Annotated in this window: 11 protein-coding genes; 4 read left to right on the top strand and 7 right to left on the bottom strand. The window is 66.6% G+C overall.

Going from position 1 to position 14,433, the window contains the following annotated elements; translation table 11 throughout:
• The 3 genes from C7C57_RS12460 to C7C57_RS12470 are packed head-to-tail and all read left to right on the top strand — an operon-like array spanning position 1 to position 2,978.
• Positions 1 to 1,188, top strand: coding sequence for a Gfo/Idh/MocA family protein (locus tag C7C57_RS12460; protein ID WP_187976675.1), 1,188 nt, complete (start codon positions 1 to 3; stop codon positions 1,186 to 1,188).
• 21 nt (positions 1,189 to 1,209) lie between these two features.
• Positions 1,210 to 1,899 (top strand): ThuA domain-containing protein, encoded by a 690-nt coding sequence (locus tag C7C57_RS12465; RefSeq protein WP_187976676.1) that lies wholly within the window; start codon positions 1,210 to 1,212, stop codon positions 1,897 to 1,899.
• Entirely contained in the window at positions 1,884 to 2,978 is a 1,095-nt protein-coding gene (locus C7C57_RS12470) for a Gfo/Idh/MocA family protein (protein WP_187976677.1), read from the top strand. Before C7C57_RS12465 ends, C7C57_RS12470 begins: the two co-directional genes overlap by 16 nt.
• A gap of 75 nt (positions 2,979 to 3,053) precedes the next feature.
• Here C7C57_RS12470 and C7C57_RS12475 read toward each other — a convergent pair whose 3' ends face one another.
• Positions 3,054 to 4,544, bottom strand: a complete 1,491-nt coding sequence (locus C7C57_RS12475; protein ID WP_030148937.1) for a sensor histidine kinase — start codon at positions 4,542 to 4,544, stop codon at positions 3,054 to 3,056.
• Positions 4,545 to 5,005: 461 nt separating this feature from the next.
• Here C7C57_RS12475 and C7C57_RS12480 point away from each other — a divergent pair, with 461 nt between their 5' ends.
• Complete coding sequence (locus tag C7C57_RS12480; RefSeq protein WP_051701941.1) at positions 5,006 to 5,350, top strand: Rv3235 family protein; 345 nt, start codon at positions 5,006 to 5,008, stop codon at positions 5,348 to 5,350.
• Positions 5,351 to 5,439: 89 nt separating this feature from the next.
• Here the strand turns inward: C7C57_RS12480 and secA are convergent, their stop codons facing one another.
• The 6 genes from secA to mtrB all read right to left on the bottom strand — a co-directional run bounded on the left by secA (position 5,440) and on the right by mtrB (position 14,367).
• The gene (secA, locus tag C7C57_RS12485) at positions 5,440 to 8,223 is read right to left on the bottom strand and encodes a preprotein translocase subunit SecA (RefSeq protein WP_187976678.1); all 2,784 of its coding nucleotides are present in this window, start codon (positions 8,221 to 8,223) and stop codon (positions 5,440 to 5,442) included.
• A 307-nt stretch (positions 8,224 to 8,530) separates the two neighbouring features.
• Entirely contained in the window at positions 8,531 to 9,184 is a 654-nt protein-coding gene (hpf, locus tag C7C57_RS12490; protein WP_187976679.1) for a ribosome hibernation-promoting factor, HPF/YfiA family, read from the bottom strand.
• 216 nt (positions 9,185 to 9,400) lie between these two features.
• On the bottom strand, positions 9,401 to 9,937 hold the full coding sequence (locus tag C7C57_RS12495) for a DUF1440 domain-containing protein (protein ID WP_030148941.1): 537 nt from the start codon (positions 9,935 to 9,937) through the stop codon (positions 9,401 to 9,403).
• A gap of 252 nt (positions 9,938 to 10,189) precedes the next feature.
• Positions 10,190 to 10,972 (bottom strand): ComF family protein, encoded by a 783-nt coding sequence (locus C7C57_RS15925; RefSeq protein WP_187976680.1) that lies wholly within the window; start codon positions 10,970 to 10,972, stop codon positions 10,190 to 10,192.
• A 108-nt stretch (positions 10,973 to 11,080) separates the two neighbouring features.
• On the bottom strand, positions 11,081 to 12,784 hold the full coding sequence (locus C7C57_RS12505; RefSeq protein ID WP_187976681.1) for an LpqB family beta-propeller domain-containing protein: 1,704 nt from the start codon (positions 12,782 to 12,784) through the stop codon (positions 11,081 to 11,083).
• Positions 12,781 to 14,367 (bottom strand): MtrAB system histidine kinase MtrB, encoded by a 1,587-nt coding sequence (gene mtrB, locus C7C57_RS12510; protein ID WP_245601293.1) that lies wholly within the window; start codon positions 14,365 to 14,367, stop codon positions 12,781 to 12,783. The genes C7C57_RS12505 and mtrB overlap by 4 nt, the downstream gene beginning before the upstream one ends.
• Positions 14,368 to 14,433 lie beyond the last annotated feature (66 nt).

The raw sequence follows: 14,433 nt of genomic DNA on the forward strand, positions 1-14,433 counted from the left end.
ATGACCACCACTCCCCCGCCCGCCCTGCGGGTCGGCATGATCGGGCACGCGTTTATGGGTGCCATGCACTCGCACGCCTGGCGCACGGCCCCCCGGTTCTTTGATCTGCCGCTCACCCCCGAGCTCGCGGTGATCGCCGGTCGAAATCCCGCATCCACCGCGGCCGCCGCGGCCAAGTACGGCTGGGCCGAGTCGACCACCAACTGGCGCGAGCTGATCGAGCGCGACGATATCGACCTGATCGACATCTGCACCCCCGGGGACACCCACCGCGAGATCGCCCTGGCGGCCCTCGCCGCCGGTAAGCACGTGCTGTGTGAAAAGCCGCTGGCCAACACCGTGGCCGAGGCCGAGGAGATGACCGCGGCCGCCGAAGACGCCGCATCCCGCGGGGTCTTCTCGATGTGTGGGTTTACCTACCGTCGTACCCCGGCGCTGACCCTGGCCCGCCAGCTGGTGGCCGAGGGACGCCTGGGGACCGTGCGCCAGGTGCGCGCGCAGTACCTCCAGGACTGGCTGAGCGATGAGAATGCCCCGATGACCTGGCGGCTGGACAAAACCAAGTCGGGGTCGGGATCGCTCGGGGACATCGGTGCCCACATCATCGATGCCGCCCAGTACGTGACCGGCACCGATATCGCCGGGGTCTCGGCGGTGCTGGAGACCTTTGTGACCCGTCGCCCGGTGGGCGGCGAGCACGTGGGCCTCGGCGGCTCCGGCGCGACGGACGGCGAGTATGCCGAGGTGACCGTGGATGATGCGGCCCTGTTTACCGCCCGCTTCACCGACAACACGGTGGGCATCTTCGAGGCCACCCGCTTCGCGCTGGGGCGGAAGAACGCCGTGCGCCTGGAGATCAACGGCACGCTGGGCTCGCTGGCCTTCGACTTCGAGGACATGAACGTACTGGAATTCTTCGACGGCACCGCGCCCGCCCACACCCAGGGATTCCAGCGCATCATCGTGACCGAGCCGGTCCATCCCTACACCGCCAACTGGTGGCCCGCCGGACACGGCCTGGGCTACGAGCACGGCTTCACCCACCAGGTGGTGGACCTGGTCACCGCGATCGGTGCCGGCACCTCCCCCACCCCCTCCTTCCGCGACGCCCTCGGCGTGCAGCGGGTACTGGACGCGGTCGAACGCAGCTCGGCCGATCACAGCATCTATACCCCGGTTTCCCGGTAACCCCCAAAGGAAAGTACACCCATGAAAAACGCCCTCGTGGTGCGCGGCGGCTGGGACGGACACCAGCCCGTCGAGGCCACCAACCTCTTTATCCCCTTCCTCGAAGACAACGGCTATACCGTGCGGATCGAGGAATCCACGGCCGTCTATGCCGATGCCGACTACCTCGCCACCGTGGATCTGATTGTGCAGTGCAACACCATGACCACGATCGAGAAGGAGGAGTTTGAGGGTCTGCGCGCCGCGGTGGAGGCCGGCACCGGACTCGCCGGCTGGCACGGCGGCATCGCCGACTCCTACCGCAACAACTCCGACTATCTGCAGCTGATCGGCGGCCAGTTCGCCTGCCACCCGGGTAACCACCCGGATACCCACACCGGTGAACAGTCCGACAACTATGTGCCGCACACCATCAACATTGTGCCCGAGGCCGCCGATCACCCGATCGTTGCCGGGATTACCGACTTCAACCTGGTGACCGAGCAGTACTGGGTCCTCGCCGATGACTACAACGACGTGCTGGCCACCACCACGCAGGCCGTGCGCGAGTGGGATGCCTGGACCCGTCCGGTCACCTCCCCCGCCATCTGGACCCGCCAGTGGGGCCGGGGACGCATCTTTGTGAGCACCCCCGGTCACCGGGTGGAGATTCTGCAGGATGACAATGTGAAGACGATCATCGAACGGGGGCTGCTGTGGGCCAGCCGGTAACTTCCCCCACCCGCGTGGGCATCGTCGGGGTCGGCGCGATTGCCGGCCAGTACCTGGCGAGCTTCCCCACGCTGGAACACCTGCGCCTGGTCGCGGTGGCCGACCTCGACATGGATCGTGCACGCAGCGTCGCCGAATCCGCCCCGGTTCCCGGGGTGCGCGCACTCACGGTGGATGAGCTGCTGGCTGATCCCGAGGTGGATGTGGTGCTCAACCTCACCATCCCGCGGGCGCACGCCGACATTGCACTGCGAGCGATTGCCGCGGGTAAGGACGTGTACGGGGAGAAGCCGTTGACGGCGACCGTCGCCGAGGGCGTCGAGGTCCTGGCCGCCGCCAAGGCCGCCGGGGTTCGGGTCGCCTGCGCGCCGGACACGGTGCTGGGCACCGGCGTGCAGACCGCCCGCGCGGCGGTGGATGCGGGCCTGATCGGGAAGCCGATCTCGGCGAGCGCCACGATGGTCACCCCGGGGCACGAGCGCTGGCACCCGAACCCGGACTTCTACTATGCGCCCGGCGGCGGCCCGCTGCTGGACATGGGACCGTACTATGTGACCGCGCTGGTCAGCCTGCTCGGCCCGGTCACCCGGGTGATCGGGGCCGCAAGCCACACCCGCGCCGAGCGCACCATCGGTTCGGGACCGCGCGCGGGCGAGGTGATCCCGGTGACCACCGACTCGCATGTGACCGGGATCCTGACCCACGCCTCGGGGGCCCTCTCGACCCTGTTCATGAGCTTCGATGCGGTGGCCACCCGGTCCTCGAATATCGAGATCCACGGCGAAACCGCCTCGCTGATCGTCCCCGACCCCAACGGGTTCGAGGGCGACGTGCGGATCCGCCGCCTGGGCGAGGACGACTGGGAGACCCTGCCGGTGTCGGCTGGCTACCCCGGAGCCTCCCGCGGCATCGGCCTGGACGACTTCGCCGCGACCCCCGCCGACCAGACCCCGCGCGCCAGCGGTGACCTGGCCCTGCACGTGCTGGAGATCATGGAATCGGTGCTAACCTCGGCCCACTCGGGCAGCGCGGTCACCATCGCCTCCACGGTCGAGCGCCCGGCGGCGGTCACCATCTAGCCGACGCAGGATACGGAACAACGGTCGCCTCCGTTCGGAAGCGACCGTTGTTCTGTAACCCGGAACCGCTTCGGGCTAGCCGCGGATGAAGCGCATGGGCACCTCGATGGTCACCTCGGTGCCGGCCCCCATCACCGTGTGCCAGTCGATCCGGCCCGAGAGCTCACCCTGGATCAGGGTGCGCACGATCTGGGTTCCCAGGCCCGCGCCCACGCGTCCCTCGGGCAGGCCCACGCCGTTGTCGCGCACCAGGACGGTGAGGTTTTCGGCGTCGCGCTGGGCCACGATCTCGACCTTGCCCTCGCGTCCGGCCAGGCCGTGCTCCACCGCGTTGGTCACCAGCTCGGTGAGCGCCAGGGCGAGCGGGGTCGCGTACTCGCTCGGGAGTACTCCGAAGGTACCGGTCTTGATCGGGTGAACCTTGGTGTTGTGTGAGGAGGCGACCTCGGCGATCAGCATCAGCACACGCTCAAACACGTCGTCGAAGTCCACCGCCTGGTTCAGGCCCTCGGAAAGGGTGTCGTGCACCACGGCAATGGCGGACACCCGACGCATGGCCTGGGTCAGCGCCTCGGCACCCTCCTCGGTGCGTGCACGACGCGCCTGAATGCGCAGCAGCGAGGCCACGGTCTGCAGGTTGTTTTTCACCCGGTGGTGAATCTCGCGGATGGTGGCATCCTTGGTGATCAGCTCGCGCTCCTGGTGGCGCAGCTCGGACACGTCGCGGCACAGCACGATCGCCCCGGCCCGCTCCCCACGGTGGCGCAGCGGGATGGTGCGCAGCGAGACGGTCACCCCGCGCGCCTCGATGTCGGTGCGCCACGGCGCGCGACCGGTCACCACGAGCGGCAGCGACTCGTCGATGTCCTGCTTTCCGGGCAGGATCTGAGTGGTGACCTCGGCGAGGGACTCCCCCTCCAGCTCGTCCACGAAACCCATCCGGTTGAACGCCGACAGCGCATTGGGGCTCGCGAAGGTCGTGATGCCCTCCACATCCAGACGGATCAGGCCGTCGTTGGCGCGCGGGGCACCGCGGCGCGGACCGCTCGGGGCGCCCAGGTCGGGGAAGTCACCGGCGGCGATCATGCCAAACAGGTCATCCGCGCACTCGTTGAATGTCAATTCCTGACGGCTCGGGGTGCGGGTCTCGGACAGGTTGGTGTGTCGGGTCAGCACGGCGATCGGGCGCGGCGCGTTCTCGGCCGAGGTCGGATTCAGCCGGCGCATGACCGGGACCGCGAGCACGCGGGTCGGGGTCTCCTCGTACCAGTCAGGCGAGGAGGAATCCACGATCTTGCCCTCCTCGAAGGCCCCGGACACCTGGGCCGACCACTGCGGCTTGATCCGCTGGCCCACCACATCGCGGTAGAACAGCGTCGCGGCGCTCGAGGGGCGGTGATGCGACACGGATACAAACGATCCGTCCGCGGTCGGTGCCCAAATCACGATGTCCGCAAACGCCAGGTCGGCGAGCAGCTGGGCGTCACCGATCAGCATATGGAGCCAGTCAATGTCCTCTTCGCTGGCGAGGCCCTGACGGTGGATGAGGTCACTGAGAGTCGACATTCCCCCAGTTTAGAATGCCGCGCGTTGTCTGATGTGACGGCCCGCGGAATCCACGCGTCGGAATACTGCTCGGCGTCCTCCACCGTGGGGTTTTTGGATGGGTTATACACAGTGTGCACCGGGTGTGCGCGAGGTATGACGGCCGCCTGTTTGGATGGGAACCCCATGCCGCCAGTTCCGGGCTAACCAGCTCGAGCTCCCCGGCATCCGGGCGGCATCGGTACCCATCGGAGACGTCTATGCCCGTTCACCACCACCCATCACACCCGTCCGTCCCGCTCGGCTCCGCGTTCGGTGCCCCCGTGCGTGCCGCCCGGCGCACGGAGGATCCGCCCGGGCCTCCTCGACTCACGGAAGATACGAACGGGTCGACCCAGCCCCGGCTCACCGAGGACCCACCCGGCCCTCCTCGACTCACGGAGGAGGCGCACGGGCCGACCTCACCCCGACGGCCGGCGCGGATGCTGCGGCCCGGAGTCGAGGTCGAGATCGCCCGCATCGCCCTCGCCGCACTCGAGGCCCTGGCGGGCATGCGGGACGTGAGCCAACTCGCTCGTTGGCTCACCCCCGAGGTGTACACCGGTCTCGAACGGCAGGCCACGCTGGCGCGGCGGGGACGGGTCGCGCATGGTCAGTCCGAGCGTCATGTGGCCTACCGGCTCGGTCCCCCGCACTATTGCCGCCCGACCGTGGACAGCGTGGAGGCCACGATCATCGCACACGGGCCGGTCACCTCGGTGGCCGTGGTCCTTCGATTGGAAACGCACGGCGCCCACTGGCGGGCAAGTGTCCTGCATGTCCTGTAACGTGCCCCGATCGAGCCGGTCGTTCGGCACAACGCGGAATGCCGCCCACCCCGAGGGGTGAGCGGCATTCCGAAACCGGGAAACCCGGACTACTTCTTCTTGCGACGATCCGCGCGGTTGCCGCCGGTCTGCTGACCAAACGCACCGCGGTCACCGCCGGTGGCGCTGGCAGCGGAGGGACCGGCCGGGCCGGCCTCACGCTGGGCCTTGGCGGTGGCGCTCTGGTTGACCTGGCCGCCGGCACCACGCACCTCAACCTCGCCATCCTCGCTGGGGGCGATGTAGCTGAGCTTGCGCTGCTCGGGCTCGTTGCGCTCCAGACCCTTCGCCGTGACCTCGACGGTCCCGCCGTCCACGGCCTCGGTTGCACCCTCGGCGACCTCAACCTCAAGGTTGAACAGGAAGCCGATGGACTCCTCACGGATCTGCCCCATCATCTGCTGGAACATCGCGTAGCCCTCGCGCTGGTACTCAACCAGCGGGTCACGCTGGGCCATGGCACGCAGGCCGATACCGTCCTTGAGGTAGTCCATCTCGTAGAGGTGGTCGCGCCAGCGGCGGTCCACAACCTGCAGCACCACGCGGCGCTCCAGCTCACGCATGGCCGGCTCACCCAGCTGGGTTTCGCGACGACCGTAGGCCACCTTGGCGTCGGAGAGGATCTCGCGACGGATGAAGTCGCGGTTCACGCGTCCACGCTGTCCGGCCTCGGCGATCACCTCGTCGATGGTCACACCGACGGGGTAGATCTGCTTGAGGTCGACCCACAGGGCGTCGAAGTCCCAGTCGTCACCGTTACCCTCGTGCACGTGCACGTCGAGGATCTCGTCGATGACGTTCTCCAGGAAGGTGTCCACGCGATCGTGCAGGTCATCACCCTCGAGGATGTGGCGACGGTCGGTGTAGATTGCCTCACGCTGACGGTTCAGAACGTCGTCATACTTCAGCACGTTCTTACGGATCTCGGCGTTACGCTGCTCGACCTGCGACTGGGCGCTGCGGATCGCCCGCGACACCATCTTGGACTCGATCGCCACATCGTCCGGGGTTCCCCCACGGCTCATCAGAGCCTCGGCCGCACCGGAGTTGAACAGGCGCATCAGGTCGTCGGTCAGCGACAGGTAGAAGCGGCTCTCGCCCGGGTCTCCCTGACGGCCCGAACGACCACGCAGCTGGTTGTCGATCCGGCGCGATTCGTGACGCTCGGTGCCCAACACGTAGAGCCCGCCGGCCTCGGCGACCTTGTCGGCCTCCACCGAAACCTCGGCCTTGACGTCCTTGAAGACGTCGTCCCAGGCTGCCTCGTACTCCTCGGGATTCTCCGAGGGGCTCAGACCCTTCTCGGTCATCTTCGCGACGGCGAGGAACTCGGCGTTTCCACCGAGCATGATGTCGGTACCACGACCGGCCATGTTGGTGGCCACGGTCACGGCGCCGAAGCGTCCGGCCTGGGCCACGATCGCGGCCTCACGGGCGTGGTTCTTGGCGTTCAGGACCTCGTGACGGATGCCCTTCTTCGCCAGCAGGCGGGAGAGGTACTCGCTCTTTTCCACCGAAGTGGTTCCCACCAGGACCGGCTGGCCCTGCTCGTGACGCTCGGCGATGTCCTCGGCGACCTGCTCAAACTTGACCTGCTCGTTCTTGTACACCAGGTCGGGCTGGTCGATGCGCTGCATCGGCTTGTTGGTCGGGATCGGGACCACACCCAGCTTGTAGGTGGACATGAACTCGGCGGCTTCGGTGTCGGCGGTACCGGTCATACCGGAGAGCTTCTCGTAGAGACGGAAGTAGTTCTGCAGGGTCACCGTGGCGAGGGTCTGGTTCTCCGCCTTGACGGTCACACCCTCCTTGGCCTCGATGGCCTGGTGGATACCCTCGTTGTAGCGACGACCGGCGAGGATACGGCCGGTGTGCTCATCCACGATCATGACCTCACCGTTCATCACGACGTAGTCCTTGTCGCGCTTGAACAGGGCCGATGCCTTGATCGAGTTGTTCAGGAACGAGATCAGCGGGGTGTTGGCCGACTCGTAGAGGTTGTCGATGCCGAGGTAGTCCTCGACCTTTTCGATGCCGGGCTCCAACACACCCACGGTGCGCTTCTTCTCGTCGACCTCGTAGTCCACGCCGGCCTCAAGCTTGGTGGCGATGCGGGCAAACTCGGTGAACCAGCGGTTGGCCTCACCTGAGGACGGGCCCGAGATGATCAGCGGGGTACGGGCCTCATCGATCAGGATCGAGTCGACCTCGTCCACGATCGCGAAGAAGTGGCCACGCTGCACCAGGTCGGCGGACTGCCACGCCATGTTGTCGCGCAGGAAGTCGAAGCCAAACTCGTTGTTGGTGCCGTAGGTGATGTCGGCGGCATACTGCTCGCGACGCTCGGCGGGGGTCTGACCGGAGATGATCACACCGGTGGTCATGCCGAGGGCGCGGAATACGCGGCCCATCAGCTCCGACTGGTAGCTGGCCAGGAAGTCGTTGACCGTAACCACGTGCACACCCTTGCCGGCGATGGCGTTGAGGTAGGCGGGCAGGGTGGCGACCAGGGTCTTACCCTCACCGGTCTTCATCTCGGAGATGTTGCCGAGGTGCAGGGCCGCACCACCCATGATCTGCACGTCGAAGTGACGCAGACCCAGGGTGCGCTTAGAGGCCTCACGGACGGCGGCGAACGCCTCGGGCAGGAGGTCGTCGAGGGTTTCGCCTGCTTCGAAGCGACCGCGCAGCTCGGCGGTCTCCTCGCGCAGCTCCTCGTCGGTCAGGCCGTTGAAGTCTTCCTCAAGCGCGTTGACCGCCTTGGTCAGGTTCTGCAGCTTTTTGATGACTCGGCCTTCGCCAACACGAAGGACTTTTTCCAGGACTGAGGCCACGACTTGCTCTCCACTTGTCTTTGGTCGCCGACGGGGCGCGGGTCCGCACGGGTGTGCGGCCCACCCATCGTCGACGGGGCGCAGTTCCGCACGGTGTGTGCGGCCGACCCTTCGATGGGACCATCGAGGGCCAAGTCTATGTTATCGGGACGGGGGAACAACACCGGTGTTCGGTGCGGATTTCGACCGAAAACACAGTAAATTTCTCCCAAAGCGAAGCGCCCCGGCCCCCTAGAGAGGGCCGGGGCGCGGGTCCGCGGGGCGACACACACCGCACTGATGGTGAGTGCCCCGGCGGATGATGCGTCTAGGAGGCTTGTGCTTCCGCTTCCTCGTGCAGGCCGATCACACCGTAGTCCCAGCCCTTACGGCGGTAGACCACGCTGGAGCGGTCGGTGCGGGCATCGATGAAGAGGAAGAAGTCGTGTCCGACCAGTTCCATCCGGTCTACCGCCTCTTCCACGGTCATCCACTCGGCGGGGAACAGCTTCTCGCGAATCACCACGGGGCTGTAGGGCACGTCCCCTTCGGATTCCTCGATCACGGGGACGGATCCGGTGGCAACCGCGTTCAGGACATCAACGCCGGCAGCTTCGAGACCGATGGAGGTAAACCCCTCGGCGCTGGCCTCGTGCAGCGAGGTGCGACCGCGACCCCGCAGGACCTTACGGCGGTCCTTCGAACGGCGAATGCGCTCCATCAGCTTCGCCATGGCGAGGTCAAACGCCACGTATTGGTCGGATCCGGTGGCCTCCGCGCGAACCAGCGGGCCGGGACCCACGAGGGTGAGTTCCACCCGGTCTTCGCCGCGACGGCCGGACTTATCGCTGTGCCGGGAAACCTTGACCTCAAACGAGATCGTCTTTTCCGCCAGGTGCTCGACCTTGGCGGACTTTTCCTCGACATAGTCACGGAAACGATCGGTGATCTTCAGGCCAAATCCTACGATGTTGGTTTCCATGTGGACCTCCAGTCAGGGCGTGCCACCAGTTGATCCCGGCGGTCCTTTCACGCCTTTAGCCCCCACCGTAGCCCCCTTTCCTAGACTTGTCATCAGAAAACTTGGATCCGATGTTTTCCGGGCGTGCCCCGTTCGGGCAGAGCCTGAGAATCCGCACAAAAAACGGCGGCAGGGCGCGCATTTGCCGCCCCGCCGCCGCCCCAAACCGATCCCGGGTTACAGGTTCACCAGCGTCTTGGACCTGTCTTTCTGGGCCAGGAAGAACCCGCAGGCGGCGATCGCCCAACCCCACACCGCATGCCCAAACGCCTCGGAGAAGTGCTCCTCCCAGGGCTGGTTCCAGGCGGCGGGGACCGTCCCCATCGCCGGCATCAGAATCAGATGGAAGAACACCCAGACCACAAGCCCGAAGGCCGCGCCCTGCCACAGCGACGTGATCGGCAAATACTGGGCGGCGAAGAGGTACACCATGGCGCACACAATCGAGAAGGCGAAGTGGATGATCAGCGCCACATAGAAGACCTTCTGATCCCCGAAGAGGACAAAGGAGTGGGTTTGCTCCGAGGTCATCCCGAACTGCTCAAGCAGCGTCTGGGGTGGATTGGTCGCGTTTCTCTCGATGCTGCGCGGCGGGAAAATGACCTCCCATCCGATCTTCACCATCCCGGAAATCATCCCGGCAATGAAGCCAAACCAGAGACTCTTCAGGATGATTGCGCCCACCGGAGCGAGCGGCTTTGTTAGCTTAAACACGGATTCCCCCACACATATTGGCCCCCAAAATTACGTCAGTAGCGACGAACCCCAGCGTAATTTTCGCGACAAACTACTGTCAATACGGGCGGCCGCCATCTCGCGAAACACCACGGTAGCGCAGGCCTCACGATCCGCAATTTCGGCCCAATAACGCCATAAATACGCGGCTGCTTACTCCAGCTTCACCGCCGACGAGACCAACCCGGTTCCGCAATTTCGTCCATCCATATGCGACAGTGGTTGTATGCATCAGACGAAACGAGCCGCACGGGCAAGTACCAGCACTCCCGCCGGGGGCAGCCCCGCGTCCCGAAGGGCCCGCACGGCCTCACGCAGCGTGGCACCGCTCGTGCACACATCATCGACCACCCAGAGGTTGGGGTTTCGGGCCGCCGGGGAGGTGCCGGATCGAGCCGAGACTCGGGCCACCGAGCCCCGGGGACGAACCCTCAGCGTCCCCGCCAGGTTCTGGGCACGCTCGGCGGGGCTCAGACCCAGCTGATCGCGCGGTGTGTGCGCCCATTCGAGCAGCCGCAGGGGTGGATGGCCGGTGCTCCGGATCAGCATCTCGACCGGGTGATACCCACGGCGAGTAAATCCGGCGGCACGGCCCGGGATGGGAACCAGGAGAGCCGGCGACGACCGTGTGCCCCCGTTGGCGGCCTCGATGGTCTTGGCCAGGGGCGCGGCCAGGGCACCGGCGAGGTCAACCCGATGGTGATTCTTGAAGTCGAGCACCAACCGCGAGACGGGATCGTGATAGCGCAGGGCCCATAGCAGCCGGATATCGGGTGAACGAGCATCGGGCAGCCGCGATCCGGGCGCGTGGGCAGCAGGCATGCGATCGCCCGGCGGCGGGGTGGGCGGAGCATCGGGCAGCCGGCCCTCGCGTGGTGTCGCCGAGGCGAGCACCACGCGGCATCCGGGACACAGCCCGGACACCGGCCAGCGTGGATCGGCCGGGAGTCCGCATCCCGCGCAGGGAACGGGGACGAAGCAGCCCAGGGCAAAGGAGACGATTCGAGTGGTCATGGGACCATTCTGATTCGCGGGCGCGGAGGGAGGCGTGAGGTTTCCGAAGCTGTGGAAAACGGGTTCGGTTACCGAGGTTGTGGAGGAAGGAGACGAGGGAGAAAACCCCTATTCCACCCGCTCGACGGCCCCCTGCTGGGTCGCGATCACCCGCACGTCCGTGGCCACCTGCTGCCAGGATCCCGAACGCCACTGCATCATGCGCCCGCCCTCGGCCAACACCCGCAGCTGATTCTCCGAGCTGCCACCCACGAGCTCATACCCGCCGGACACGGTCACCAGACTCTCGCTGCGCCCGCCGATCGTGGACTGCACAATCTGAGCAATCCCCTGATCATTGGTTCCCAGCGATGCCACCGAGTTTTCGTCCACCCAGGTGGCCGAGGTTGCCGATCCCGCGGCCGCGGGCACCCGAATCGGTTCCCCCAGCTTGGAGGGCACGCCGTTTTCGTCTTTTTGGATGCCGGCCACCAGCAGGGTGCTTCGCCCGCCGGAGACCACGAAGGCCAGCACCCGCGTTCCATCACGCGAGACCTGCAGCGAGACGATCTGTGAGGCGTCCGGCCAGCTTGCCGCTACCGGATGCTGCTTGCCGTCCGAGGTGATCGCCAAAATCTCCCCCGGCGCATCGGTGGGAACCGTCCAAATATTGCCGGCCTCGTCGATACTCGGCGCGATCAGGTGCGGACGCGCGTCCACCAGCAGCGGACCCGCCGGCCGGATCGCCGAGACTCCGCTGGGGGCGAGCGCGGCAATCAGCTGCCGGGCACCGTCGATGGCCACCGCACTGGGGTTCAGCGACTCGACCTGGGTCGAGAGCACCGCGAGCTTTTCCAACCGGTCATCGGTCTGGAATCCAAACCCGTCCTTGGTCAGCACCAGGGCGCGCGGGTCGGTCCGCGCGCCGGAGATGGTGAGCGGCACCGCCTCCTGGGTCACCCCGTTAATGCTCAGCGAAATCGCCTTAATCGAGGAGACCTCGGACAGGCTCTCGGTGAGCTGCGCCTTCATCCGGCGCAGGGTGAGATCGTCCTGGCCGCCGGCCTCACGATTGAGGTTGATACTGGCCACGCTGTTTTCCACCGGGACCGCGTCCGAGAGCAAGCGGGTACCCTCGGGGAAGGCCGTCGAGACGGCCCCCGCGAGCCAGGGGCTCGGGCCCGCCAGGAGCGCCTTGACCACGTTGGTCGAGGTGGAGGATCGCGAGGGGAACCACCGCACCTCGGGCACCAGCACGCTCCAGCTCGGGTCGAAGAATCGCAGCGTGTAGGGCTTAAACACCTCGCGGAACTTCACCGGATCGAGGATGATCCCATCCGGAGCCCCGGAAATCCGCCACTGGCCATCCACCCGGGCAAAGGTGAAGTCCAGCTGGATGGACGAGCTGCCAAAGGACGGGGTGTACTGGCCGGTGCTGTCCACGGCCGCCTCGGGGCTCGTGGTCAGGACCAGTCCGTCGGTCGCATCGTTCGGTGCAATCTTGCGCTGCTCGGCCTGATCCATGATCGTGCGGGCATCGGGCTTCCAGGATCCCGCCAGGGTCGCGGTCAGGAATTCCCGCGCCGTCGCATAGTTGCCCGCGGGGCTGGCCGCGGCCTCGATAAAGCCGGTGAGGATCTCCTCGCGGCTCGCATCCTTTTCCGGACCGCGAGCCAGGAACACCACCTCGGGACCCTCGGGACGGTCCACCGCGTGACCGGCGTTCACGCCGCCTCCCCGGGGAATGGTGGCGCATCCGGAGATCAGCAGCAGGGCAACAACCGCGCCGACCAGGGCTGTGCCCCGGCGACGCCAGGTGGTGGAGATACTCATGCGGTAGTCCCCTCAAAATCGGTTTCGTCGGGGCCATCGGCACCCGCATCCGCGGGCTCTAACGGCAGCGGGGATGCCCCCAGGGCTGCGGCGTCCTCACCCTGGTGGCGGGGCAGCAGCAGGCGGAAATTGGATCCGGCACCGGGACTGGACCACACCGCCAGGGTTCCCCCGTGCAGCTGGGCATCCTCGAGCGCGATCGCCAGGCCCAGTCCGGTTCCACCGATGGTCCGGCGACGCGACGGGTCCGCCCGCCAGAAGCGATCAAACGCGCGGGCGGCATCGGTTTCGTTCATGCCGAGGCCGTAGTCGCGCACGGTGAGCGCGACGGTGGTCGCGGTGGAATCGATGGTCATCACAACCGGGCGGCCCTCGCCGTGCTCGATCGCGTTGCCCAGCAGGTTGTTGACGATTCGGCGAATCCGGCGCGGGTCCATATCCACCGGCCCGTATCCCCCTGGGGCCAGCACGATCAGGCGGGTGCCGCTCTGATCCGCGAGCTGCTGCATGCCGTCGGCGCAGTCGCGCACGAGTCCGGGCAGGCTCACCGGTTCCATCTCCAGCTGAATCGATCCGGCGTCATAGCGACTGATTTCCAGGAGATCGGCCAGCAGCAGTTCGAAGCGCTGCGTCTGCGTGTGGAGCAGCTCGACCGTGCGCCCGGTGGTGGGCGAGAAGTCCTCGCGCTGGTCGTACAGCACGTCCCCGGCCAGGCGGATCGTGGTCAGCGGCGTCCGCAGTTCATGGGACACATCGGAGACGAAGCGCTGCTGCACGCTGGAGAGCGCCGCGAGCTTCTGGATCTGGCCCTGCATGCTGTCGGCCATCCGGTTGAACGAACGTCCCAGGGTGGCCAGCTCATCCTGACCGCGCACCGGAATGCGCACCTCCAGGTCACCGGCGGCCAGCTTGGCCGAGGTCTGCGCGGCCACCCGAACCGGGTCGGCGACCAGGCGCACCACGACCCAGGCAACCCCGCCCACCAGGAGCAGCAGCACCAGGCCGCCCACCAGGAGCGAGCGCTGGACAAAGCCCAGGGTCTCCTCGGTACTGGCCAGGTTGTAGCCGATGTACACCTCGTAGGCAGCCCCATCGGGTAGGCGCACCTGTCCTCCCACGATCAGGCCGGGATCGGTGTGTTCGCCGCTGGCGGCGAGCGCCGTGGATTGCCACCACAGGCCGTCGGGGTTCTTTTGAACCGTGCGACGCAGCTCGGCGCTGATCACCTCGCCCTGCAGCCCGGGGGCCACAAAGTCCTGCGGCGCGGTCGCGCTAAAGGGCTGATCGGGGACGCGGAAGGCGGCAACCAGCGGGCTGCCCGACGCCTGGGCGAGGTCGGTTCGGGCGGTGGTCATCAGCGCCTGAAAGTCCACCCGAGACTCCGCAGTCGAGGAATCCAGGGTGCGCTGGGCGGTGTCCAGTGCTCGCCGGGTATCACTCTGGGCTTGGGATGCCCGGGACTGATAGAGATCGCTGCCGATCGAGATCGTCATGTATCCGCTGGAGAGCATGATCGCCAGCGCGCTGAGCACCATGGTGATCGTGACCGCGCGGAACTGCAGCGAGTGTCGCCACGCACGCATGATCCCGCGAGGAATTCCCCGCCAGCGGCGGAGCCGAACCGCGGAGAAGTAGTCTTCGGGCATCTT

It is taken from the genome of Mycetocola sp. JXN-3 (assembly GCF_014522285.1).
Taxonomy (GTDB): Bacteria; Actinomycetota; Actinomycetes; order Actinomycetales; family Microbacteriaceae; genus Mycetocola; species Mycetocola saprophilus.